This window comes from Cutibacterium granulosum, assembly GCF_900186975.1.
In the GTDB taxonomy this organism is placed as follows: Bacteria; Actinomycetota; Actinomycetes; order Propionibacteriales; family Propionibacteriaceae; genus Cutibacterium; species Cutibacterium granulosum.
In genome coordinates this window covers 122529-147022 of sequence record NZ_LT906441.1, presented here as the reverse complement: position 1 = coordinate 147022, position 24494 = coordinate 122529, and the positions used below count along the sequence as shown (strand labels likewise).

Annotated in this window: 18 protein-coding genes and 4 tRNA genes; 10 read left to right on the top strand and 12 right to left on the bottom strand. The window is 62.9% G+C overall.

The features are described 5' to 3' along the window. The first annotated feature begins 2 nt into the window (after positions 1-2). Both CKV91_RS00715 and CKV91_RS00710 read left to right on the top strand, forming a co-directional pair. Positions 3-1004 (top strand): alpha/beta hydrolase, encoded by a 1002-nt coding sequence (locus CKV91_RS00715; protein ID WP_065860404.1) that lies wholly within the window; start codon positions 3-5, stop codon positions 1002-1004. A gap of 100 nt (positions 1005-1104) precedes the next feature. Beyond that, positions 1105-2412, top strand: coding sequence for an ABC transporter substrate-binding protein (locus CKV91_RS00710; RefSeq protein WP_021104150.1), 1308 nt, complete (start codon positions 1105-1107; stop codon positions 2410-2412). 19 nt (positions 2413-2431) lie between these two features. Here the strand turns inward: CKV91_RS00710 and CKV91_RS09295 are convergent, their stop codons facing one another. Continuing rightward, positions 2432-2569 (bottom strand): hypothetical protein, encoded by a 138-nt coding sequence (locus tag CKV91_RS09295; protein ID WP_155942650.1) that lies wholly within the window; start codon positions 2567-2569, stop codon positions 2432-2434. 215 nt (positions 2570-2784) lie between these two features. Here CKV91_RS09295 and CKV91_RS00705 point away from each other — a divergent pair, with 215 nt between their 5' ends. Then, positions 2785-3681, top strand: coding sequence for a carbohydrate ABC transporter permease (locus CKV91_RS00705; protein WP_065860405.1), 897 nt, complete (start codon positions 2785-2787; stop codon positions 3679-3681). Beyond that, positions 3681-4628, top strand: coding sequence for a carbohydrate ABC transporter permease (locus tag CKV91_RS00700; protein WP_095140902.1), 948 nt, complete (start codon positions 3681-3683; stop codon positions 4626-4628). The genes CKV91_RS00705 and CKV91_RS00700 overlap by 1 nt, the downstream gene beginning before the upstream one ends. A gap of 313 nt (positions 4629-4941) precedes the next feature. Here CKV91_RS00700 and CKV91_RS00690 read toward each other — a convergent pair whose 3' ends face one another. The 5 genes from CKV91_RS00690 to CKV91_RS00670 all read right to left on the bottom strand — a co-directional run bounded on the left by CKV91_RS00690 (position 4942) and on the right by CKV91_RS00670 (position 9641). Next, the gene (locus CKV91_RS00690; RefSeq protein WP_157738694.1) at positions 4942-6423 is read right to left on the bottom strand and encodes an MFS transporter; all 1482 of its coding nucleotides are present in this window, start codon (positions 6421-6423) and stop codon (positions 4942-4944) included. 375 nt (positions 6424-6798) lie between these two features. Then, positions 6799-6875 (bottom strand) — tRNA-Phe (locus tag CKV91_RS00685). Between the two features lie 58 nt (positions 6876-6933). Continuing rightward, positions 6934-7007, bottom strand: a tRNA-Asp gene (locus tag CKV91_RS00680). A gap of 451 nt (positions 7008-7458) precedes the next feature. Continuing rightward, positions 7459-7534 (bottom strand) — tRNA-Glu (locus CKV91_RS00675). Positions 7535-7856: 322 nt separating this feature from the next. After that, the gene (locus tag CKV91_RS00670; protein ID WP_065860406.1) at positions 7857-9641 is read right to left on the bottom strand and encodes an SH3 domain-containing protein; all 1785 of its coding nucleotides are present in this window, start codon (positions 9639-9641) and stop codon (positions 7857-7859) included. A 1018-nt stretch (positions 9642-10659) separates the two neighbouring features. On the opposite strand from CKV91_RS00670, the gene CKV91_RS00665 reads away from it, so the two are divergent. Next, complete coding sequence (locus tag CKV91_RS00665; RefSeq protein WP_157738692.1) at positions 10660-13506, top strand: vWA domain-containing protein; 2847 nt, start codon at positions 10660-10662, stop codon at positions 13504-13506. 385 nt (positions 13507-13891) lie between these two features. Then, positions 13892-13967, top strand: a tRNA-Lys gene (locus tag CKV91_RS00660). An 87-nt stretch (positions 13968-14054) separates the two neighbouring features. On the opposite strand, the gene CKV91_RS09905 is transcribed toward CKV91_RS00660, so the two are convergent. Then, the gene (locus CKV91_RS09905; RefSeq protein ID WP_021105065.1) at positions 14055-14579 is read right to left on the bottom strand and encodes a methylated-DNA--[protein]-cysteine S-methyltransferase; all 525 of its coding nucleotides are present in this window, start codon (positions 14577-14579) and stop codon (positions 14055-14057) included. A gap of 421 nt (positions 14580-15000) precedes the next feature. Between CKV91_RS09905 and CKV91_RS00650 the strand changes: the two genes are divergently transcribed. Continuing rightward, on the top strand, positions 15001-15780 hold the full coding sequence (locus CKV91_RS00650; protein ID WP_021104161.1) for an HAD-IIA family hydrolase: 780 nt from the start codon (positions 15001-15003) through the stop codon (positions 15778-15780). Between the two features lie 91 nt (positions 15781-15871). Here CKV91_RS00650 and CKV91_RS00645 read toward each other — a convergent pair whose 3' ends face one another. Then, positions 15872-17491, bottom strand: a complete 1620-nt coding sequence (locus CKV91_RS00645; protein WP_065860408.1) for a patatin-like phospholipase family protein — start codon at positions 17489-17491, stop codon at positions 15872-15874. Between the two features lie 268 nt (positions 17492-17759). Between CKV91_RS00645 and CKV91_RS00640 the strand changes: the two genes are divergently transcribed. Beyond that, positions 17760-18680, top strand: coding sequence for a cation diffusion facilitator family transporter (locus CKV91_RS00640; RefSeq protein ID WP_065860567.1), 921 nt, complete (start codon positions 17760-17762; stop codon positions 18678-18680). Positions 18681-19065: 385 nt separating this feature from the next. Beyond that, positions 19066-19500 (top strand): deoxycytidylate deaminase, encoded by a 435-nt coding sequence (locus CKV91_RS00635; RefSeq protein ID WP_036903328.1) that lies wholly within the window; start codon positions 19066-19068, stop codon positions 19498-19500. 7 nt (positions 19501-19507) lie between these two features. On the opposite strand, the gene dhaM is transcribed toward CKV91_RS00635, so the two are convergent. The 4 genes from dhaM to CKV91_RS00615 form a co-directional block, all read right to left on the bottom strand. Beyond that, on the bottom strand, positions 19508-19924 hold the full coding sequence (gene dhaM, locus CKV91_RS00630; RefSeq protein ID WP_065860409.1) for a dihydroxyacetone kinase phosphoryl donor subunit DhaM: 417 nt from the start codon (positions 19922-19924) through the stop codon (positions 19508-19510). Positions 19925-19950: 26 nt separating this feature from the next. Beyond that, on the bottom strand, positions 19951-20601 hold the full coding sequence (dhaL, locus tag CKV91_RS00625) for a dihydroxyacetone kinase subunit DhaL (RefSeq protein WP_065860410.1): 651 nt from the start codon (positions 20599-20601) through the stop codon (positions 19951-19953). Next, positions 20589-21590, bottom strand: coding sequence for a dihydroxyacetone kinase subunit DhaK (gene dhaK / locus CKV91_RS00620; protein ID WP_065860411.1), 1002 nt, complete (start codon positions 21588-21590; stop codon positions 20589-20591). The genes dhaL and dhaK overlap by 13 nt, the downstream gene beginning before the upstream one ends. 343 nt (positions 21591-21933) lie before the next feature. Then, positions 21934-23220, bottom strand: a complete 1287-nt coding sequence (locus CKV91_RS00615; protein WP_065860412.1) for an MFS transporter — start codon at positions 23218-23220, stop codon at positions 21934-21936. A 316-nt stretch (positions 23221-23536) separates the two neighbouring features. Here CKV91_RS00615 and CKV91_RS00610 point away from each other — a divergent pair, with 316 nt between their 5' ends. Beyond that, positions 23537-24418: a 1,4-dihydroxy-2-naphthoate polyprenyltransferase gene (locus CKV91_RS00610; protein ID WP_065860413.1), complete on the top strand. Its 882-nt coding sequence runs from the start codon at positions 23537-23539 to the stop codon at positions 24416-24418. Positions 24419-24494: the final 76 nt, after the last annotated feature.

The following is a 24494-nucleotide window of genomic DNA, read 5'->3' as shown; positions in this document are numbered from 1 at the left end:
TTGTGGACTGGCACCCGGATCGTGTTGTTCCGGGGTTCCACTGCGCCGTCATGGGTCTGCCCCATGCGCGCAAGGTCCCCGGTGATCCGGACGGTGAACTGACGGCCACCATGGTGGCCAGATGCTCCCAGCCACAGCAGCAGCGTGCAGTGCTGTACATCCATGGCTGGTCCGATCTGTTCCACCAGGCCCAGCTGGCAGCTGAGGTCGAGTCATGGGGTGCAGACTTCCATGCTCTCGACCTGCGTCGGTACGGACGCAACATCGTGGCGGGGCAGCGCTCTGGCTGGATCGACGACCTCGGCGAGTACGACGAGGAGATCGACGCAGCGATGGGCGCCATCCTCGCCGATCATGACTCCGTGACCCTCATGGGACACTCCACCGGCGGCCTCATTGCCTCGCTGTGGGCAGATCGACACCCACACACCGTCGACGGGCTCATCCTCAATTCCCCGTGGCTCGACATGCAGGGGTCGGCCATCACCCGATCAATGATCAGTGCCGCGAGCAGAACCATGTGCCGGGCAGATCCCGATGCGGTGATCAGACACTCCGAGCGCGACAACTTCGGCCGGTCGATACGCAGGGCCGATGGGGGAGAGTGGGACATTCCCGAGCTGAAGAATCCCCAGGACGCGCCATTCAAGGTACGAGCTGGGTGGCTCGCCGCCATCGTCTCCGGGCAGGAGCGAGTACGTGCCGGGTTGAGCATCGACGTACCGGTGCTGTGCCTCATGTCGGCGCGCAGCGACCTGTCGACGACCTGGAACGAGGACATGCGGCACGTTGACACCGTTCTGGACGTGGAGCGGTTGGCCAGCGCAGCGGTACATCTGGGTGCCCACGTCACCGTGGCACGCATCGACGGTGGCCTGCACGACCTCGTCCTGTCCGAGGAGCCTGTCCGCGCCGAGGTGTTCGAGCAGATGCGCACCTGGCGAGACGCCTGGGTGACTCCCCATTCTCGGACCCGCGCTGTGGACCATTGCAAAAAGGATTGAGCTCTGCGAGAGTTGATCTGCTGGACGCAGGGGTTCAGAGGCCGTCCGTGTGCGTGGATGCTCACGATGAGGACGGTCCCACTGCTGATGTGAGGTAACGATGAACGGTAAGAAGATCGGGGCACTGGCTACCGCGGCAGCCATTCTGCTGACGGGTTGCGGCTCCAACGGCGACGGGAGTGCTGACGACAAGTCGTCGGATCAGGTGGCGTCGTCCCCCAAGGCAGGCGGTGCCGGCGGCGAGGTGGGCGTGTTCACCTGGTGGGCCGACGGATCGGAGAAGAAAGGCCTGGACGCTCTGGAGAAGTCGTTCAAGAAGCAGTACCCGAACGACACATTCGTCAACCTGGCGGTTGCTGGTGGATCCGGGTCCAACGCCAAGGCCAAGCTGGCCTCCGACCTGCAGAACGGCAACCCGCCCGGCTCCTTCCAGGGACACGCTGGTGCCGAGCTCACCGACTACATCGACAACGAGCAGATCGAGCCGGTCGACGACCTCATCAAGGAGCTGGGTGGCGACTCCGTGCTCCCCAAGACCCTTCTGGATCGTCTCACGGTGGACGGCCACATCTACTCCGTGCCCGTGGACATCCACCGCTCCAACGTCGTGTGGGCCAACACGGCGGCGCTGAAGAAGGCTGGCATCAAGGACACCCCGTCCGACGTCAAGAGCTGGCTCGCCGACCTGCAGAAGGTCAAGGATTCCGGGGTGGCCACTCCGCTGTCCATCGGTGGTACGTGGACCCAGACCGAGTTGTTCGAGTCGATCCTCATGGCCAACCTCGGTGCCGACGGCTACTCGGCACTGTTCACCAAGGACGGCAACTGGGGCAGCCCGGAGGTCAAGGCCTCCATCGAGGACTTCAAGAAGGCTCTGAGCTTCGCCAACACCGCCTCTGACGGGGACGACTGGCCAGCTGCCACCGACATGGTGTCCGACGGCAGCGCTGCCTACAACATCATGGGCGACTGGGCGGTGGCCGAGTTCGACTCCAGGAACAAGACCTTCGGCAAGGACTACACCGCCTTCGCCCTGCCCGGCAAGGAGGACGTCTACGGGTTCCTGGCCGACTCGTTCACCCTGCCCACCGGCACCAAGAATCCGGAGGCCACCAAGGACTGGCTGCGGTTCGTGGGTTCCAAGGACGCTCAGTCCACCTTCAACCAGATCAAAGGATCGATCCCCGCTCGTACCGACGTCTCCCCAGATGGTTTCAACGCGTACCAGCAGAAGGCCATGAAGGATTTCAAGGAGAAGAAGATCGTCTCCTCGATCGCCCACGGGGCTGCCGTTCCCCTGGCCTGGAGCTCAGAGATCAACACGGCGATGAGCAAGTTCCACCAGGACAAGAACACCGACAACTTCGTCTCGGCCCTGGTGGCTGCGCACGACAAGTACGCCATGTGAGTCTGCTCGCTGGACAGCTTCAGGCAAGAGCCAGGCCACGTGAGGCGGACTCGTCACACATGGGTGAGTCTTCGCCCCGCAACCAGTCGATCTGCGGGCCAGCCTCGTGGTTGACGGTTGCCTGCCAGCCACCGACCGGGATCCCGTGGCGATTCACGCTCTGGCGACCTCGTCACCGGGGCAGTGGGAGAATCGATCTGTTGGTGGTGCCTCGGGCATCCTCGAGGCACCACCTGATGAGTTCTCAGCCCGGCTTGGCTGGTGCGGGTTTTGCCGATCCATGACGGTGCCGGTCCAGGGTGCCCGAACAAAGACGTTCGCAGGGTCCGTGATGTGTTGTGGACGCAGGTGTCCACGAGGGGAAAGAGTGTAATGCAAAGAGTGAAACGTTGGTTGCCCAGTTTCCTGTTCGTTCTGCCATCGATCATTCTGGTCGGTGTCTTCGTCTATGGATTCATCGGCAAGAACATCGCCACCTCGCTCGCACGAGTGACGACGCGGTCAGGTCGGGTGAAGGCACCAGGGGGTTGGGGCAACTACGCTGCCCTGTTGTCCGATGATCGCTACCTGCACTCGTTGTGGAACCTGTTGGTCCTCACCGTGGTGTTCGTCGTGGGAACGATGATCTTCGGTCTGCTGTGGGCCTTGCTCCTGGAGAAGGGAATACCGGGGGAAGGGCTGTTCCGCTCGATCTTCCTCTTCCCCATGGCAGTGTCATTCGTGGCGGCCGGCGTCATCTGGCGGTGGCTGCTCTCGCCGGCCCAGGGGGATCAGGCAGTCGGACTCAACCAGTTGTTCCAGATCATGGGACTGCCCGGACTGCAGTCCACGTGGTACTCCGCCGGCAAGTTCAACATGGCGGCCATGGCGATCCCGGCCATCTGGCAGCTGTCGGGTTACATCATGGCTTTGTTCCTTGCCGGGTTCCGGGGAATCTCGGAGGATCAGCGTGAAGCGGCTCGCGTCGATGGAGCCAGCGAGTTCAAGCTGTACTGGCACGTACTCTTTCCGCAGCTGTCGCCGATCGCGTTGAGTGCACTCATCATCGTCGGCCACATGTCCATGAAGATGTTCGATCTCATCTACGCCATTGCCGGGCAGAGCTCGTTCACCACCGAGGTGCCCGCCACCTTGATGTGGGTGCAGATGTTCCAGCTCAACAACCCGACGATGGCGGCCGTCAATGCAACGCTTCTGCTGCTCATCGTCGCCGTGGTCGTGGTGCCGTACCTCGTCTACACCAACCGCACCGAGAAGGGAGGACGCTGATGAACACCGCCGCTGTGGAATCTGAGACGCTCAGTCCCGCGTCTGACCGGCACACAAGCAGCAAGGCTCATGGTAAACACAAAAACCACGGACCGGGCAGGGTACGCAGCTCCACCACGGCGCACCGAGCATGGACCGGGCTGCGGTACGTGCTGCTCGTCTTCTTCTCTGTGCTCGTGCTCACACCGCTGTACGCACTACTGGTGACGAGTTTCAAACGACCATCGGAGTATTCCCAGTCCACGGCCTGGAAGCTGCCCTCGACGTGGTCGGTGGAGGGCTGGCAGTCTGCTTGGCACGTCCTCGCCCCGGCGTTGGGACGTTCCCTCGTGCTGGCAGTCGTCGCTGCCGTGCTGTCGGCAGTCCTCGGCTCCCTCAACGGTTACATCTTCGCGAAATGGAAGTTCCCGGGATCGCACGTCATCTTCGTGCTGTTCCTGTTCGGAATGTTCATCCCCTACCAGGCGATCATGATCCCGCTGTCCGGCATGATGCTCGACGTCCAGGCGAGTGCTCCGTGGTTCGCAGGTATCCCGACGTTGATCCTGGTGCACATCGTCTACGGCATCCCGATCTGCACGCTGATCTTCCGCAACTACTACGCGACAGTGGTGCCCACCGAGATCATCGAGGCGGCTCGGGTGGATGGAGCCAACACTTTCTCGACGTACAACAGGGTTGTGCTGCCGGTGTCGGTTCCGGGGTTCATCGTGACGTTGATCTGGCAGTTCACGAGTGCGTGGAACGACTTCATCTTCGCGTTGTTCCTCACCAACCAGAACAATGGCCCGGTGACGTTCGGGCTCAACGCCCTGGCATCGGGCCAGAACCCCAACTACCCGCAGATCATGGCAGGTGTGCTGGTGGCGTCGTTGCCCACCCTCATCGTCTACATCGCCCTGGGCAAGTACTTCGTGTCCGGGCTCATGAGTGGCTCGGTGAAGTGATGTGGACGAGTTTCATGTTTTCCAGCACGGTGAGAAGATCGTAGCGGTGATGTCACATGTCTGGCAGATTGGATTGCGCAAACCATCGGTGAAGAAGTCGGTCAGGGCACGCACCACGGGACGCGTCAAAAGGTCTGTGAAAGGCGCTGTCATCCCGTGGTACGGCAAGAAAGGCGTTGGGTTCGTCAAGAGTCCCAAACGATCGGTGAAAGGTGCGATCTACCGTCGCACGACGTTCGGGTGGCGCGACCCGTTCAGGTGAGTCGAGTCTGAGCTTGATGCAATGTGTCTGCCTGCGTCGATCCCACGGTGCTCACCGGGTTCTTCTTCCGTAGTCGTTGAAGAAGAGTGTTGCCGAGAATGCGATGAGGGCACCGATCATCGGCACAAGCATCGACTGCCCGAATCCACGGGCGAGGTTCGGAGCTGCCGAGGTGCGCCAGTCGAGGGTCGTGGCAATGATCGCTGAGCCGATGACCTGTCCGATCTGCCGTGTCGTGTTGTAGACGCTGGAGCCTGCCCCAGCGTCCTCGTGAGCCAGATCATGGCTCGTCGTCCACGAGATCGGTGGCCACACGAAGGCGCTTCCCACTCCCATGAGGGTGGTGACGAGTAGGAACACCCGCAGGGGCGTCGCATCCGTCATGAGAGCCAACCACAGCAGGCAGACGGTGGCCACGGCGCTCGTGCCGAACGCCCCGACTCGCCCGGAACTCCTGCGCTGGACGATACGTCCGGCCACGGGGGAGAGCAGTACTGAGAACAGCGAGGCCGGGATGAGCAACAGAGACGCCTTGGTGGGCGTCAACCCACGTGCCTGCTGCAGGTACATGGTGGGGACGAGGGTGACGGCTGGCACGTAGGTGCCCACGAAGGCCACCGCCAGGATCCCCAGACAGAAGTTGTGTTCCCGAAAGAGCCGCAACGGGATGAGTGGCTGACCTGCAGTTCGCCCTAGGTGCCCCTGCCAGAGGAGGAAGACGATCATGGTCACCACTCCGAGACCAATGAGCAGTGGTACGGAGATGACGCCACGGATGGCTCCCCAGTGGTAGGTGCGTCCTTCCTGGATGCCGAAGACGATGAGGGTCATGGCGATGCCCGACAGCGCCACTCCCACCCAGTCGATGCGGGTGGTGGTGTGCGGCAGTCTCGGCATGGCGCGCATCGTCTGCCACAGTCCGATGGCGGCGATGGGCAGGTTGATGAAGAAGATGGAGTGCCAGCCAAAGTGGTCAATGCACACCCCGCCCAGGATGGGGCCGATGAGGGTGGCCGCCCCCGACGTGGCGCTCCACAGCCCCAGGGCACGGCCGCGCTCCTGGGGTGGGAACAGCTGGGTGATGAGCGTCATCGACTGCGGTGCCATGAGCGCCGATCCGAGCCCTTGGCACACCCGGAAGGCGATGAGCATGCCGACGTTGACGCACAGCCCACTGCCCAGGGAGGCGAAGGTGAAGACGAGCATCCCGATGACGAAGATACGACGGGTGCCGAATCGATCACCGAGGCGTCCGGAAATGATGAGGGGGATGGCATAGGACAGTAGGTATGCGGTGTGTACCCACATCGTGCCGACGAGGCTGGCGTGCAGTCCCCGCGTGATGGCAGGCATGGCTGTCGCGACGGTGCTGAGATCCACCAGACGCATGAACAGGGCGATGAGCAGGGCGCTCAGGGCACCCCAAGCTCTGTGGGTGGTGACGACGTCGCCGTTGACGTCATATGGTCTGGATCCCGGTGCAGAACTGTGTGCCTGGGTTGAGGATTCTTGCTGGGCACAGGTCATGGCCATGTGAAAAACTCTTTCAAAGAGGCGCGGTACTGGCGTGGCGCACTTGCCAGGCTGCTCACCCGTGTGAGCAACGCGCATCAGCATACACATGGTTGTGCGAATGGTGCTGGTCGTGGTGCGCACCGGATGATGGTGCGAGCGGTGAGTGTGGTCCGCCGCTCACCGGGGTGGGGCTCGCCGGAACTTGCCAGGGCTCATCCGGTTGGCATGTTCTGACAGCCGTCATTGATGTTCCGAGATCGGTGTCTCTCGGCTGGCGGCACCTTTTTGGGCCGGTCCTCCTTCGGACTGCTCTTGGCGCCTTTGCTTCGCAAGTGCACATTCCTCGTCACGTCGGGGCGTGCCAGACACGAAAAAAGCCCCGACACGGGGCTGTGGTGGCCGGGACCGGGATCGAACCGGTGACCTTTCACTTTTCAGGCGAACGCTCGTACCAACTGAGCTACCCGGCCATCTGCATCTCGTGGAGACCACTCAACACAAAAGCGGTGACTCTCATCACCGCTTCCGCGACCCCGATGGGACTTGAACCCACGACCTCCGCCGTGACAGGGCGGCGCGCTAACCAACTGCGCTACGGGGCCTCATCTCTCCGATGTCCACGAGGACTTCGAGGAGTTTCGACCGCTGCTCTCCAGCAGCTCGAATAGCTTAGCAATAGGGAGGCGTAAAAGTGAAATCGAGGGAACGTGTTGATAAAAAATTGCTCTGACTAGGCACTTTGCTCTCCTGGAGCGAGTCTCGTGGCGGCCGCGCAATTCGCCAGAAGCGAACTTCCTGTATCGGCGCATCTCGGGACCGAACAGTAGGGAAGGTGCAAACATCGTCAGATGTCTGGGTGAGCCGCATGGCCACTGGATGGGGGCGCACCGTCATCACCCCATGCCCTGAGGTGGGTGGCACGGTGCAGCGAGGTGGGTGGCACGGTGCAGCGAGGTGGGTGGCACGGTGCAGCAAGTTCTGGGTGCATGGCCTGCCGGGGCAGTCCCACCCTGGTCAATGTGAGAAAAACCGCAGCGATCGTGGTTGCGGCAGTGGTATCCCGAACGGGATTCGAACCCGCGTTGCCGCCTTGAAAGGGCGGTGTCCTAGGCCTCTGGACGATCGGGACAAGGCGCAGGACCTCATACTAGCGGTCGCCGAGCATCCGTGCGAAATTCCAGACGATGGTCTCCTCGTGGGTCTCGTCGTGCAGCATCATCGTGGCCGTCGAGGTCCTGGCTCTGTGGGGTGTCGCTGAGACCCATGTGTCCGGCCGACCATTTCCATGGGGCTCTGGGCTGTGCGAAGGCTGTGCGGGGCTGGTGGCGCGCTCGCAGCCTTCGCGAGTGACGAGCATGGGAACGGTCGGCTCGGCCAAGCGCATTCTCACGGCCAGTACGGGGGCAGTACGGGGGTGGGGGCACGAGTCGTGCCTCCACCCCTGCGAGGCATCAGTCCCAGATCGTCGTGATGTGTACGTGATCCATGTGGTTCGCGGTGTCCCCACCACGATCCTCCATGTGACGCCATCCCTCGGAGTCGCGGGCGACACTCCAGATCTGCTGGTGGAAGATGATGTAGCTCACTCCCAGCTCACTGGCGTGAGCCTGGTAGTACTTGGCCATCTTCCAGCCCAGCGCCTCATTGCTCTTGTAGTTGGGGAGCATGAGGTCGATTGCGTGACCACTGGGATGATCCGGGTAGGGATCGTGGGGCCGCACACCGTAGATCGTGGTGATCTGCGAGAAGTTCTGGAGCACGTTGTTGACGATTCCCTTGGCGCTCGGACGCAGTCCCGACAATCCCTCGGATCCACCGGCCATGAGCTTGTTCCAGTTGCCCGGGCTGCTCGGGGTGCTGGCTTTGCCGGACTTCGCCTTCTTGGGGGCAGCAGGTTTGGTGGCGCTGGGTTTGCTGGCCGTGCCGGGCTTGTTGGCGGACAGCCACTTGCTGGTGACCCAGCGGGTCTGCCCCCGGTAGACGATCTGGGAACGACCATTGGCGGTGACCCCCGTGATGCTCAGGGCAGTGCCGGTTGCCACCTCGCCCACGGTCCGGGAGGAGGATCCCGAAGCGGTGCGGATGTCCAACGCAGTGGTGGCGTAACGCACACCAGTGACCTTGGGGGTGGCAGGGGTGCTCGGTTTTGCCGGTTTGGCCGGTGTGGTGGGACGTGCGGGCTTCGCGGGGGTGCGCGGCTTGCTTGGTTTCGGCTTGGAGCTGCCGACCGGTGTCAGGTATTTGGCGTTGACCCAGCGGGGGCGTCCTCGCCAGATCACCTCAGCCATCCCGTTGGCCCTGCGGCCGGTGACGTCGAAGATGGTGCCGGAAGGAGCGTCACCCTCGGTGCCGAAATGGTTGGTGAACGACGTGCGGATCATGAGAGCCGTCGTGCCGCGGGCCTGCCCGACCACTGGACGTACCACGGGTTTGGCCGGGGTGCTCGGCTTGGTCGGCGTGGCGGGGTGTGCGGGCTTCGCTGGTGTGCTGTGCTTCGCAGACTTGGTCGGCGTGGGCTTCGCTGGTGTATTGGGCTTCGCAGGTTTGGCTGGTGTGCGTGGCTTGGCCTGCCTGTTCGGCTTCGTCGACTTTCCAGGTGTACTGGGTTTGGTCGTTCTGCCGGGCTTGGCCGGAGAGTTGTGCCTGGCTGGACGGTGGGCATTGACGGACGTCAGGTATTTGGCGTTGACCCAGCGGGGGCGTCCCTGCCAGATCACCTCGGCAAGACCGTTGGCGGTGCGGCCGGTGACGTCGAAGATGGTGCCGATGGGGGCGTCACCCTCGGATCCGAAGTGGTTGGTGTAGGAGCTGCGCACCATGAGCACTGCCGTGCTGCGCTTCTGCCCGATCACCGGACGCACCACGGAGTTCGACACCGGGGCAGCCTTGGGCACTCCGGGTGATGGGCGCAGGGTGACGTGGGTGTTGCTTGGGCTGGCAGCAGAGGAGTCACGCAGGTACCGGGTGGCGACGTAGGCAGTGTGTCCTTTCCATGTCACCTGGGTCCAGCCGTACTTGGTACTGCCAATCTGCCGGGCAGTGTGTCCTGGGTACAACACTCCCAAGATCTTGTAGGAGGTTCCCGGGCCGGATCGCACGTTGACGGCCGTGGTTGCCATGACGGTTCGGCCCTCGGCGTGTGCCAGTTGGGATGTTGGGAAGCCGAGCCCAGTCGTGACGAGCCCTGCAGATGCAAGTGCGGTCGCGCTGAGTCGGACGGGGCGAGACAAACCCATGAGCGTGCTCCTCCTTCATGTAAGGGCGTGGATCCTGTGTCGCGATGCTCCTTGGGTCTTCCTCGGGTACACGACCCACCCAAGGTGTGTGTCGTCGGCGGGACCAAATGTAAATCGTGTGTTGCGCCATGGGGAGTCGAGGTTGAGGGTTGTGGGCAGGTTGTCAACTTGACGCGCCGTGGTCTGACGTGACGGTTGTCCAGATCATGCTGCTGACTGGGCGGGGAATGTGAAAGCCGCTGACTAGGACAGATGTCAGCCGAATGTCGCGCAGGGTGTGCTCCAGCGGAACATGGAGAGGCAATGACACGAAGATATTTCGCTATTAGAGGAATGCGGTTGTGGTTGAGGGTTTGTCGAGTCGAGGGCGTAATCGGGCAGGTTCTCGTGTCACCCATCCCCCGGGCTGGGCTCTGTGTGCGGTGGGGCTGGGGGCCGTGGTGAGGATGCTCCTGCTGCTTTCGTTCGAAGACGTGATGTCGTCTCGTTGCTCGCACGATCCGCCGGTGTGTATCCACCTGCGGAGGGAGGCAGAGGTGTCACACGCGTTTCGCCGCGCGGAAGATCTCGAATACTTGTCATATTTTGTTAGGAGACTTGAGTACTTCGATGGTTTTGAGGCAAACTATGCTCCGGGAGGTGCATCGTGGACATTCAGAAAATCTCACACCGAGTACGCGGTGCTGGTGCTGGAGTGGTGGCGTTTGTCGTCGCCATGGCGGGAATCACGACGAGCGCCGCATACGGGCAACAGGCTGACACCGGTGAATCGGGATCTGCAACATCGAATGCCGTGACCAGCGCTGCGCCATCTGCGAGTGCTGGTGTGTCATCCCATGAGCTCGACGTGACGCCAGCGCAGGCTGACCGGATGCTCAATCCCGATTGGTCGACCACCGGGGCGATGCCAACTCCGAGGGGAAGGGCGAGTTCCAAGCCCTTGGTGAGCACGAGCAGTGCTGGGGCATCTGCTTCCTCTACGCCCCCCGCGTCTGCGCGTAATGGTGCGGAAAGATCGGTGGCAAGTCACCCGAGCACTTCCCCGGTGGCCGGGATGCGCGCTGCAGCCAGCCCAACCGAGGAAGTGGAGCACGTGGTTGCGGCAAATGCGTATTTCGGTGGTTACCGCTCCCAGGACAGGAACGACGCCTACAGCTGTGATACCGGATCATGGCAGATACAACCAGTCGAGCAGAACACGTCAAGGATTCCCGAAGATACCGATGTCCGGGCGTTCTCCATGGTCGTCTACGACGCATCCGGCATCTCCTTCCCACAGATCGATGGTGCCTCCGTGCGCGTTGAGGGCAGGGGAGCCGATATCGATTCCCACACCACCGTGACGGTGGAACGTAAACACGATGATCAACTGAAGGCTGAGGTCATTACCTTCAGGTTCAACCCGGCATTCCAGCTCTCCGGTACCCGACTTACCCCCGAGAGCAAACTTCGGATGTACTTGGATGTCAAGGCACCGTTGTCCGGTTCGTGTGCGCAGCAGAGCGCGGCAAGCAAGGCAATCGTCGACAAGGCCACGTCTGGTGCGTCCGCCGAACAGGGGATCGGGGCCTACTGGGCCTACGTTGATCACCCCGCTTCACCTGTGGATGGTATGGATCCCGATGACGTCCCCGCCGGCCAGACGGCTACGTTGCGGGTACACGTCGCTGGGGTGCGTAGTGCAGGTGGGGATGCACAACCACTGGCGGGTGTCAAGTTGCATCTGTACCGCAACGACAACCCGAAGGTCATCCAAGATCCCGGGGTAGTCCAGCAGGCTCCGGGCAGTTACCACTGGGGAGTCCCCGGGGCACGTCTTGAGCGTCCGTACGCGAGTTGTGTGTCGGACGCCAGCGGATACTGCACCTTCACTGTGCCCGCCCCGGCTGAGGGGGGACAGGGCACCTACTACTGGGTGGGCCAAGAATCAGCTCCGGACGGCTGGCACACTATCGACACCTTGCGGGTGGGCTTCTCGGGCGGTACTGTCCCCGGCTGGCTCGGTTCCCATGGACCAAGTGAGCTCTTGGACTATGCCTATCGCACACCGGAGATGTTCGCAGGCATGACGGCCACTTCGGGCGATCAGAAGAAAGGTCTGGATTCGTTCGAGAACAGGAACGGATTCATGAATTACGACTCGGCGTCGTACGTGAATCCACTCATTTTTGGTGACGGTGCAGAAGGCATCACCAATGCGCGATCGTCCTCCACCCACATGGTGGTGGTCAAGGACAATCCCGAGCTGCGTTCCAAGTGTGGGTTGAAGATCCAAGTTCTTGCGGACTACTCAACGAGTCTGGACACCAACAAGGCGATAACCAGATACAAGGACGAGTTGGAGACGTTCGTCAATTCGTTGGTGGGTACTGGAACCCAGCTCAGCTTCATCCCCTTCACAGGTAGCGCGCACACGGGACCACAGGCCGTAGTAGATCCCGTGGAGGTCAATGAGGCCAATGCCAAGAAGATAAGTGGGAAGATCCAGGGCCGTGGGACCTCTGGTGACACGAACTGGGACGATGCGTTGCGTCAGACGGTTGACTACAACTCGTCCCACCCCGATGCGCCCTACGACGCCGTGTTGATGATCACGGACGGCAATCCGACGCGTTCATCCGAGAAAGGCCAACGAGGTGAAGGGAACTCGACCGATTTCGCCGTCGTTGAGAATGCCATGATGACTGCAAATGCCATCAAGGCGCAGGGCACGCGTGTGTTCGCCATTGGTGTGGAGTCCATAGTCAACGGTGGTGGAGCGGATTCTGCTTTCAACATGAAGGCGATCTCCGGTGAGACTGGTAACTCATACAGCAACATTCCCCAAGGTCAGGCTGCCAAGCAGGATTACATCATGGCCAGTCATCTGGATGATCTGAGCAAGACTCTTCGGCAGATTGCGCTGGACGGGTGCACGGCTCGTGTGACCGTTGAGAAGCAGCTCAACGACAACGGAACCTTGGTCACAGGCCAAGACGTGAACAAGGTGACACCCGGTGGATGGGTCTTCGATGCCACCAGACCGACCAACGATGCCATGTCGTACACCGGTGCGCAGATTGACGGCAAGGTGTCCTTGGCTCCTGATGGCGGTGCGCAGGGGCGCACCGGTGACAAGTCTAGGGTTACCTTCGACATCGGCATGAAGAACCCCACCGACAGGGGAGACGTCACCATCAGTGAACGCACCCAGGATGGCTGGACGTTGCAGAAGGACCCGCAGGTTGCGGTGTGTACCAATGACAACGTCAAGGGCCCCGACGGTCGACCTCAGCCAGTGGCGATCAAGGCCGTGGGCGCAACTGGTTTCACCGTACCGAACCTGGGTCAGGGTTCCCATGTGAGCTGTGTCGTCGTGAACAGCAGGGTCACCGCGAATCCTGAAGGCATCATCAAGGTGGTCAAGGTCGATGAGGATGGTCACACCAAGCTCTCTGGTTCGCAGTTCGTCCTGCGGAAGGGCACGACTGCAGGGCCGGACTGGTCTGGGGACCCGCTTGAGTTCACCACCGGTGACAGCGGTCAAACTTGGACCTCTGGCAAACTCAAGGAGGGTATCTACTACATCGTGGAGACGCAGTCCCCGCGCGGTCACAGCCTCCTTCCCCAGCCGGTTGGTCTCAAGTTGACCAAGAGCGGGTCCGACAGCCTGACAGCTTCCCTGCTCAACCCCAAGGATGCTGCGATGGTCCGACTCGACATGAAGGACAATGTCGCCACGCTCATCGTGAGCAACGTCCGCTCCGGCGGAACGTTGCCACACACCGGTGGCAATGGAGTGATGTGGTACCTGCTCGTCAGTATGGCCCTCATCGGCGGAGGTCTGGGAGCTGGTTCGCACATGCGACATCGCAGGAAGGTATGAGACACGCTGGTGACTCGCTGAGTTGATCCTGGCACAGATGAGTCGTTCGGTGACGAGGGCGGTGTGGTGGACACGTTGTGTGTCCACCACACCGTGGTCGTTCTCTCACATGGTTGTGCGGCCAGACATTCGTGATGGGCACACGAGGGGACTCCACGTGTCGGGGTTGGGCGCACATGGGGCCGTTGTGGAGCCGATCAGGTGTCCTTGACCGTTGATGCAGATCTGCTGGGTGAACGTCCAGCGACAAGCATCAGTTCACACTGGGGGTGGCTGACTCATGCGGCAGGCGATGAGCGGGCTGGCGTGGACTTCAAGTTTTCGCGGTGCCTTGCGTCGGCGAGGAGACATGTTGGCCTCAGCCCGCTATGATTGAGCAGTGCTGGCCCCTGTAGCTCAGTTGGCAGAGCAGCGGACTTTTAATCCGTGGGTCCTGGGTTCGAGCCCCAGTGGGGGCACCAACACACTGCTGACGCGTCCGTGGGTGCTTGGCGGTCACCCATGTGTGATGCTCGTATTGCTGTGTCGCGAGCTGGCGATCTTTGGAGTCATCTCCTCCCATTGGCTTGTTCCTGGACCGCTTCAAGCTCCAGCAGAAAGCGCTTGACGGTGCCCCCGCCCCGGTATCCACCCATCGAACCGTCTGCATGCACCACTCGGTGACACGGGACGATGATCGGGATCGGGTTGCGGCCACAGGCCGACCCCACTGCCCGTGCTGCCCCGGGGTGCCCCAGTTCGGTGGCGAGTTTCCCGTAGCTCCACCGTTGCCCGTAACCGATCTGCAGCAACCCGTGAAGCACCTGCATGGTGAAATCATTGGGCGTGTGACCGTTCCTCTGTTGGGCAGAGCGTGGACACGTCAGTGCGGATCCTGTGTCCGCCGACCAATCCAGTGGGATGTCAAAACTACGGCGCTGCTGGGCGAAATATTCCTTGAGTTGACGTTCGGTGTCGTCCAGAACCGCAGTGGCTGCCGGATCCATCCGTTCCTCACCGCCTGGACCACTCAGTCCCGGGTTCTTGCGTCCCGACCCAGCGTCATGGTCGACCAGCTCGCCGGCGAAGCACACGCGTGCCAAACCCCTTCCGGAGACGATCAACGTCAGGAGGCCAACCGGGGAGGAAACGGCCCTGGAAAGGCGCACACTCGAACACTCCTGGTCTGTGGGTACAGGTCGTGAAGGCACAAGTGGATCATCGCACACCCCCATCGAGTCCACGGAGGCGGGGCCGGCGTGACAAAAAGTGTCAGTAGACGTTCCCGAACGACACGACGGTGACGAGAGTGCGTCCCCACGGGGATTTTTCGTCAGTGAGGATTCTCCATCGACAAACTCGATCTTGAGAACCCCCGCAGAGCCTCCCCGTGCAGGAATGGTTCGCCAGGGTGGGAGGTGGCGTTCCAAGCCAAGACCGCTGCCCACACATGACGCGACTTCAGCTGTGGGCCGCCCAGCCACGCGGTTGGGCCCGGCCCGCTAAGCTTGAGCCATGCGTAATCCGGCTGACATCGAGTGCTGGCTCACCGACATGGACGGCGTCCTCGTGCGCGAGAACCACGAAATCCCTGGAGCGAGCAACCTCATCGAGCGATGGGTGGACACTTCACATCGCTTCCTGGTGCTGACGAACAATTCCATCTTCACCCCGCGAGACCTGTCAGCCCGGCTGCAGATGTCCGGTCTGACAATCCCCGAGGACAACATCTGGACCTCCGCTCTGGCCACGGCACGATTCCTTGCCGACCAGCAGCCGGGTGCCCGACTCTTCGTCATCGGTGAGGCGGGTCTGACGACGGCTCTGCACGAGGCGGGGTTCATCCTCACCGACACCGAACCCGACTACGTCGTCCTCGGCGAGACCCGCACCTACTCCTTCGAGGCCATCACCAAGGCCGTCCGATTCATCGTCGACGGGGCTCGATTCATCTGCACCAACCCCGATGCCACCGGCCCCTCCAAAGAAGGCCCGCTGCCTGCCACCGGTGCCGTCGCCGCGATGATCGAGTCGGCGTCACGTCGCAAGCCCTACGTCGTCGGCAAACCCAACCCGATGATGTTCCGCTCGGCCCTCAACCGTATCGAGGCCCACTCGGAGAACACCGCCATGATTGGAGACCGGATGGACACCGACATGGTTGCAGGCATGGAGGCTGGCCTGTTCACCGTCCTCGTACTCTCCGGGATCACCAAGCGCGAGAACATCGACGCCTACCCCTACCGGCCCAATCTCGTGCTGGACTCGGTGGACGATCTCATCGACCTCATCTGAGAGACCAACTTTTCGCCTTGGTCAATGCCGGAGCCCGTGACAGCCAAGGTGGAAGCGTCAGCGGTGATCTTCCTCGGCGCTCCCACCCGCCTCACATACGAGGGGTCTCCAGCTCGGGCACCGGCTGCTCCAGGTGGCTGTGCCGTTCCATCCGTTCTGACCAGCTGTGCGGGTCTGAGGTGACGAAACCATCGTCCCGAACGAGCTGGCCACCGGACTCCAGGAACTCGTCGGGGATCCGTGTCACCGTGCTGGCGATGGCCGACCGTGCGTGCTCCAATCTCATGCGCACCTCACGTGTCGTCTCGCCAGCCAGCCAGGTCTTCTCCAGCTGCCAGCTCTGCATCCGCGCCGTGATGACCGTGTCGATGGCCGCGCAAACGTCCTGGGAGGCGTCCTGGCACACGGCTGCCGCCCGCATCCAGCCATAGTCGCGGTTGATCGCGAGCAGCCCCGGGTCGACGACACGTGAGCCGTGCACGTCGACATTGGGCTCGATGATCGTCGCACCGGCGCTACGTGCGTAGGACAACTCGTCGCGGGACGTCTCATTGGTGAGGATCGAGACCGTTCGGGACGCCAGATCGAGCATGTTGCGATCGGCGAAGTCAGCTGCCCGTTCCATGTCGGAGGGTGCCGCAGCGATGACGTAGGGCTGGGTCACCCCGAGTCGCTCGATGGTGATCTCCACCGGAATGTTCTCACGCACCCCGCCGTCGACGTAATGCTCCCCGTCCAGATCCACCGGACGAAAGACACCGGGGATCGAACAGGACGCCAGCACCCCCTTGGACAGGTCGAAGGTGGAGGAGCCGATCGGGTCGTCGTTTCGATCGACGAGAATGCCCTGTTCCGTCATGTACCGCAGCTGACCGGACTCCAGGGCAACCGTGGCAATACGTAGCTTGATCCCTGACGATGACACCATCTCGGCGCGGAAGAACTCCCGATCCAGCAGCTTGGCGAGAATGGGGCCGGCCCGGTGGGTCGACGAGGTCTGGTCGGCTCCGCGCAGCACCCCGGCAATGTCGGAGCCGTCGCGGGTGAGGCGTGAGAGGATCGACAGGGCCTGCACCGTGGCGGTCGGCGTCCAGCTGGCCGTCTTGATCGTCTCGTCGGAGGTGGCCAGGGCCAGGGTGGCGGCCTGCCCGGTGAGCTCCTGCTCATCTGCCACACTTTCTGCCGCACCATCACAGGCATCGGCTCGTGGTGGCGTGGTGTCACGGGGCTGTGCGGCGGTGGTCACGTCCTGCCCCCGCTCATCGCTCCCAGCGCCATGGAGGTTCCCGTTCCCGGTGAGCCAGCGCGGTAGCAGGGAACGGTGGCCTGGGGACGACTGCTTCTTCTGCTCCTTCTCGAAGAGCTTGGACCAGTGCGGTGACATGGCCTCGAATCGGGTGTACCAGGCGCGCGGGGTGAACATGTCCTCGGGTTGCTGCATGGCCAGCCACATCGTTTCCAGATCGTGCAGTGCCTGCCGTTGGTGCGCGACGTCGGGCCACTGGGCCAGGGCGGAACCGACGATCGACCCGGCTGAGGTGGCAGAGATCACCGACGGGTTCATTGCGCAGCGGTCGTACAGGTAGCTCAACGCGCCGATCTGGAAGGACGCACGTGCCCCGCCGCCTGCCAGCACCAGCCCCTGCCTGGGGGTGCGACTTCCGCGCCCCAGATGCAGGGAGTGCAGTCCGAACCATGAGGACAAATCCATGAGGTCATGGTATTGGTCCTCCGGGGGGGCAGCGCCCGTCGACATCTGTCAGGCACGATCCGCCCTGATCTGACCGTATGCCTCAACCCACCTGGCTCAGAATCACCTCAACCCATGAGGCGAGAGTCGTCGAGACGATTACAGAGAGGTGGCGGCCGAGGCGGCCATGCCTGATGGGGAGGTCTGTGGAGAAGTGAGGAACAATGGAGGAGTGAGTAACCCCGAAACCTGCCCTGACTGCGATCAGGAACCCAGCTCGGCCGACCCGCTGCTCGAGACGGCCGTCCCCAGACACCGCCCGCCGAAAGACCTGTCGAAGTACGCTTGGCTGTCAATGGGGGCAGCCGTCGCAACGATCGTCCTCAAGGTGGTCGCCTGGCGACTCTCCGGCTCGGTGGGGCTGCTCTCCGACGCCGCCGAGTCGCTGGTGAACCTGGTGGCGGCCATCGTCGCCCTCATCGCCCTCAAATTGTCGATCACCCCGCCCAACGAGCGATTCAACTATGGGCGATCCAAAGCGGAGTACTTCTCGGCGATCACCGAGGGGGTGCTCATCTTTCTGGCTGCAGCGGCGATCCTGTACTCCGGCGTCAAACGGTTCATCCATCCCCAGCCCCTCGACAATGTCGGGGTGAGCCTGCTGGTCTCTGCCGTGGCATCGGTGCTCAATGGGGCAGTAGCCTGGGTGCTGCTCACCCGCGGCAGGAAGGAACACTCCGCCACCCTGACCGCCGATGGCAAACATCTGCTCACGGACGTGTGGACCTCGGTGAGCGTCATCGTCGGCGTCGGGCTGGTGTGGGTGTCGAAATGGGATCGTTTCGACGCCCTCGTCGCCATCGCGGTGGGCGTCAACATCCTCGTCACGGGCTACAAACTCATTGCGTCCTCCGGCGCCGCCCTCATGGACGTCTCGTTGCCGGAGGAGGATCGCAGGCAGATCGAGGGCTTCATGCGCGGCTACTGTGGAGCCGAGGTGAAATTCCATGCCATCCGCACCCGTGAGGCCGGGTACCGTCGATTCGTCGACTTCCACATGCTCGTGCCCGGGGAGTGGACCGTGCGTCACGGCCACGACGTCATGGAGGACCTCATCGACGCCATGCTCGCCAAGTGGCCAGACCTGCGCGTCATGGGGCACCTGGAGCCCGCCGACGATCCCCGCTCGTACGAGGATCTGGACGTGTGAGCGAGACACCATCGCCACGCGGGAACGTTTTTCGGCGCGCCACATCGGGGCGGATCGTGCAACGCACCAGCACAGCGAGGATCAGGAGGTGCACATGACCGACGAACACGGCAACGAGGAGAATCGACGCTGGCAGGCCGACGCCCAGACGGATGCCACGACTCCACGGATCGGCAAAACTCCACGGACTGGCATACACGAGTGCGGATCCGCCGGGTTCGACGCTTCACAAGGGCGACGGGTCCCCTCGTCAGCGGATCAAGGTGCTTCGAACAGGGTGCCGATGGATGAGAACCCAGATGAGGGGGATCCGGGCCACGGGGATCGAGGGGGTGACCGGCCAGCACCTGGCCATTCCCACACTGGGCAGGCCCCGGACTCGCCCATCACCGTGCCGGGCTGGGACGAGTACTTCCTGGGTATCGCCGCGGCGGTCTCGGCACGCGCCAAGTGCACGCGTCGCCGGGTGGGAGCCGTGCTGGTGCACGAGCATCGAATCATCGCCACCGGGTACAACGGAGCCGCTCCCGGGCGCCCGGACTGCCTGGAAGGCGCCTGCCCACGTGGACGTCTGGGCTACGCGGAGGTGCCTGCCTTCAGCGACTACGACGTACCGGGGGCGCCGGGATTCTGCATCGCCATCCATGCCGAGGTCAACGCGCTGCTCTTCGCCACGCGTGACACCGCAGGATGCACGGCCTACGTCACCGACCAACCCTGCCCCGGATGCCGCAAGGCGCTGGCCGCTGCGGGGGTCGTGCGAGCCGTGTGGCCCGATGGACAGTTCGACGCCGACGAGCTCGTCGACTGGAGCAGGTGAGCTGGCCTCAGTCAGCCAGTTGTGACTGCTTGGGAGACAGGGCGTTGGCTGCCTCGGAGGCCACGGCCTCCAGCGGAGCGCCGGTGGACGCCGTGATGAGCGCGGCGAACAGGCCCTCCACCAGCGGAGCAGGAGAAATCGTCACCGTGGAGGCGAGTTCAGGATCGACGAAGTCCAGAGCCATCTGGGCCGAGAGGATCGCTGATCCCAGATCGACGAGCACGAGGATGCCCGGGCACTCCGAGAGCTCCTCGATGGCTGCCGACACGGCCGCGGCATCGGTGCCCAGGGTCGTCTCGTCCAGCCCAGCGGCAACTCGGACCGGTGGACGGGTCTCCTCCGAAACCATCTGTGCCACCAGATCCACGGCGGCGGTGGCGAGTTCGTGGCTGTGCGAGACGATGACGATGCCAACCTGCGACATCTGCGCTCCCTTCCTTGATGACGTGCTCAGGACTGTGCCGGCAGGCAGCGGGCGGCGGCCTCGATGAACAGCGTCAAGGAGGTGGCACCGGGGTCCTGGTGCCCCTTGCTGCGCTCACCGAGGTAGGAGGCGCGTCCGCGACGGGCAATCATGCCGACCGTGGCGTCACGCCCCTGGGCGGCGGCCTGTGCAGCATGGTCCAAGGCTTCCTGCAGCGTCCTGCCGGCCTCGGCGTCGGTCTGCAGGGCCTCCACCGCAGGTGCGAGGGCGTCAACCATTGTCTTGTCACCGGGTTCGGCCTTGCCGCGGGTCATGATGCCGTCCAGACCAGCCTTGAAGGCCTGGGCGAGGTTCTGCACCGACAGCTCCTTGTCCGGGCCCAGGAACGCTCCCAGTCTCAGGAACAGCGTGCCGTACAGCGGCCCGGAGGCTCCGCCCACGGTGCTTACCAGCGTCATCCCCGCCTTCTTGAGCAGGGCGCCGGTGTCTGCGAAGGACTGCGGGTCCAGGGCTGCCACGGCGCTCATGCCGCGAGTCATGTTGGAGCCATGATCGGCGTCACCGATCTGGCGGTCCAGATCCGTCAGCATGGCGGAATTGTCGGTGACCACCTTCGCGTAGTCCGCGAGCCAGGCAAGGGTTGTTTCAACAGGCAGGTTAGACATCAGCATCCCCAACGAAGTCCGAGTGTGTTCACAGGTGCGTCCCACAGTGTGATGAGGTCGTCGCTGGCCCCCAGGAGGGTCAAGGAACATCCTGCCATCTCCAGGGAGGTGATGTGGTTGCCGACCACGGTGCGAGCAACACGCACTCCCTTGGCCTCGAGGATCTTGGCGACCTCACCGAAGACGATGTACTGCTCGAGCAGCGGGGTGCCACCCATGCCGTTGAGCATGGCGATGACTGGTTGGTTGGTGAAGTCACGGTCGGCGAGGATGGGCTCGATGAGCTGTTCGGCAACCTCGGCGGCCGATCCCAGCCGCACCTTCTCACGTCCGGGCTCACCGTGGATGCCGATCCCCAGCTCCATCTCGTCCTCGGCGAGGTCGAAGGTCGGTTTTCCGGCTGCCGGGACCGTGCACGAGGTGAGTGCCACACCGAAGGAACGTCCAGCCTCGTTGACGTGCTCGGCCAGGCTCACCAGGGCGTCCAGGTCCTGGCCCTGCTCGGCGGCGGCACCCAGGATCTTCTCCATGAGGACGGTGAGCCCCACGCCGCGGCGGCCAGCGGTGTACAGCGAGTCCTGCACGGCGACGTCGTCGGCCACGACGACCGACTCCACACGTACCCCGGACTCGGCATTGGCCATCTCGGCCGCCATGTCGAAGTTCATGACGTCACCGGTGTAGTTCTTGACGATGTGCAACACGCCGGCCCCACCGTCGACGGCATGGGTGGCAGCCATCACCTGGTCGGGGACCGGTGAGGTGAAGACCTCGCCGCAACACGCGGCATCCAACATGCCTCGCCCCACGTAGCCGCTGTGCAGTGGCTCGTGGCCAGAACCGCCACCGGAGACGAGCCCCACCTTGCCGGGAACTGGTCCGTCGGAACGGTAGACGACCTTGTTCTCCAGATCGACGCGGATGCTGCCCGGGTGCGCACTGGCCAGACCCGTCAGCGAATCGGAGACAATGCTCTCAGCGGCATTGATGAGCTTTTTCATACCCCCAGTCAACCACCTTTTCGCCACGCGCCAAGTATTGGAACACCACAAAAATCATTTCCTGGCGTGGTGCGGGTTGAAATGCATTCATCTGCCACTCGTGGGGGTGGTGATGCACAGCGTCGTGGACGCATCCCGGCTGGGGGAGCGGCAATTCGGCGATTCTCGGCACGCCCAGGGCGACGCGACGTCAGTGCTGAGGCCAGTGGCAGGGTGCGGGCTGGCGAGCTGGTGCGGTGCCACGTGACACCGCACCATGTTGCTTGGTGCCGAGACCGTTTGGTGCTGAACTGGGGGCAGCGCCCACGGCCCGCAGCGGTTGAGGCGAGCCGCAGGCAATTCCTCAGCGAGTCTCCTGGGTGTAGTTGACCGTCACCTGGCCACGCTCAATGCGTAGCCATGGGGCCTTCTTGTGCGGGTCGAAACGCACCTTGAGGGAGTCGTTGTGCATGATGGTGGCCGTCACACCGACGAAGAGCATCCCAATGATGATCGCCGGTATCCCGACCGTCCATCGCGGTCCCCACTGGTCACCTATCCACCCCAGCACCGGGGAGACGAATGGTGTACCCCCCAGCAGGAGGGTGGACCACAGGCTCATGACACGCCCACGCATCTGCGGTGACACCGAAGTCTGCACCATCGAATTGGCGACGATGAGTGTGGAGACCGCTCCCCAACCCACCGGGACCTTGAGCAGCGCGAAGAGAAAGTAGTTCGGTGCGATGGCCGACAGCCCCATGCTCACGGTATAGACGACGAGGGCCAGCTCCACCCAGCGCATCCGTGGCTTGCGGCGGGCCGATCCCAGGGCGGCTGCGATGGCACCAAGCCCCATGATCGAGCCCAACAGGCCGTATTCGCCGGAACCACGACCGAATCCCACCGTTGCCATGAGCGAGTCGGAGAGGTTGAAGTTGAAGCCGAAGGTGCCCATGACGAAACCGATGGCCAGCAGCACCTTGAGATCGAACCGCACTCTGACGTACTTGACGCCATCACGCACGCTCGACTTTCCCTGGACAGGCGGTGAGGGGTGCAGCTGGTCGGCACGCAACATGATCAGAGTGGTGATGAATCCGATGAAGCAGGCCACGTTGATGACCATGACCCATCCGGTTCCAATCCCAGCGATGAGCAGACCGGCAACACCGGGGCCCAGGATGCGGGCACCATTGAAGGAGGCGCTGTTGAGGCTGATGGCATTGGGAAGCTTCGACAGCGGCACGATCTCCGAGACGAATGCCTGCATCGCCGGGTTGTAGAAGGACGTGGCCGTACCATCCATGGCCACCAGGGTGAAGACGTGCCACAGCCGTACCGTTCCAGTGAGGACGAGCGTTGCGAGGATCGCGGCATCGACGCACATGACAATCTGGGCGAGGACCATGATCCTGCGCTTGGGATACTTGTCGGCCAACGCTCCGGCCCACGGGGTGATGATCAGCAGCGGAGTGAAGGCCGCAGCCATCAGCCAGCCCAGGGCAGAGGCATTGTGGTCGGTGAGAACCACCAGAACCAGCCATGACTGAGCAGTACGCGACATCCACTGTCCGGTGTTCGCCAGGATCGTTCCAGCAAAATATCGTCGATAATTCGGGACGGCCATGCTGGCAAACGTCTTGCTCATCAGTCGGTTCCTTCAATGAATGCGCGAGTGATCACCATTTACGGTGCAACATTACGTCATTGCCGGGCGCTGTCCGAGATACTCCTCTCACTGGAGAATTCTCCAGCGCAGGACGGTCGAATGCGGACCGTGACATCAACTCTGTTCCAGGCATGGGGTTGAGACTTGGCGGTATGTCAGGTGCCCTCCGATGGGCCAGCGCGCTTGGTGACTTTCCCCCCAGGGAGGATGATTGTCGTCCTGAAGACATGCTGTTCCGGGGAACCATTGGGCCCCGGGTGTCACATTCCCGAACCGGAATGGGTGAGGAGACGTCATGGCGACGAAGGCACAGTGGATCGAGGGTGCCCGGCCCAGAACGCTGCCGACGGCGATAGCACCAGTGGTGGCAGGATCCGCCATGGCCTCGGCCATGGACGGATTGGTTCTGTTGCGGGCATTTCTTGCCCTGCTCGTGGCTCTTTTCCTGGTGATCGGCGTCAATTTCGCCAACGACTACTCCGATGGCATCCGTGGTGCCGATGGTGCGGGCCGGGTGGGGCCGCTGCGTCTGGTCGGTTCGGGGGTGGCCAACCCGCAGCACGTCAAGGCGGCGGCCTTTGGCTGTTTCGGTGCAGCAGGAATCGCTGGCCTCATCCTCGTCGTGCTGTGTGGACACTGGTGGCTCTTGACCGTCGGGGTGGCCTGCGTCGCAGCCGCTTGGTATTACACCGGTGGTGAACATCCCTACGGATACCTGGGGCTGGGTGAGATCTTCGTCTTCGTGTTCTTCGGCCTGGTGGCCGTCACGGGAACGACGTACACCCAGACCGATCGGGTGAACACGGCGACCTGGCTCACAGCCGTACTCATCGGTGCACTGGCCTGTGCCGTGCTCGTCTCCAACAATCTGCGCGACATCGACGGGGACCGCGAATCGGGCAAACGCACCTTGGCGACCCGGCTCGGACACACCGGCACCCGCGTCCTCTACTTGGCGCTCATCGTTGTCGCCCTGGCAGGGGTGGTGTGGGTCGGTGCCCTCACGACGTGGTGGTGCCTGCTCGCCCTCGTCATGGCCGTGCCGCTCGTGGCCCCGGTCAATGCCATGCTCACCAGGGCAACGGGGATGGCCCTGGTGCCGGCGCTGCGCAATACTGGGATCGCCGAACTGGTGTGTGCGGTGGGTCTGGCGGTGGGTGTCACCGTCGGTGCGTGAGGCTGCTACAACACAGCGCAGCTCGTCTCCGATCCTCGCAAGGTCCGGTGTAGGGGGCGCTGCCAACGTGCCCCTG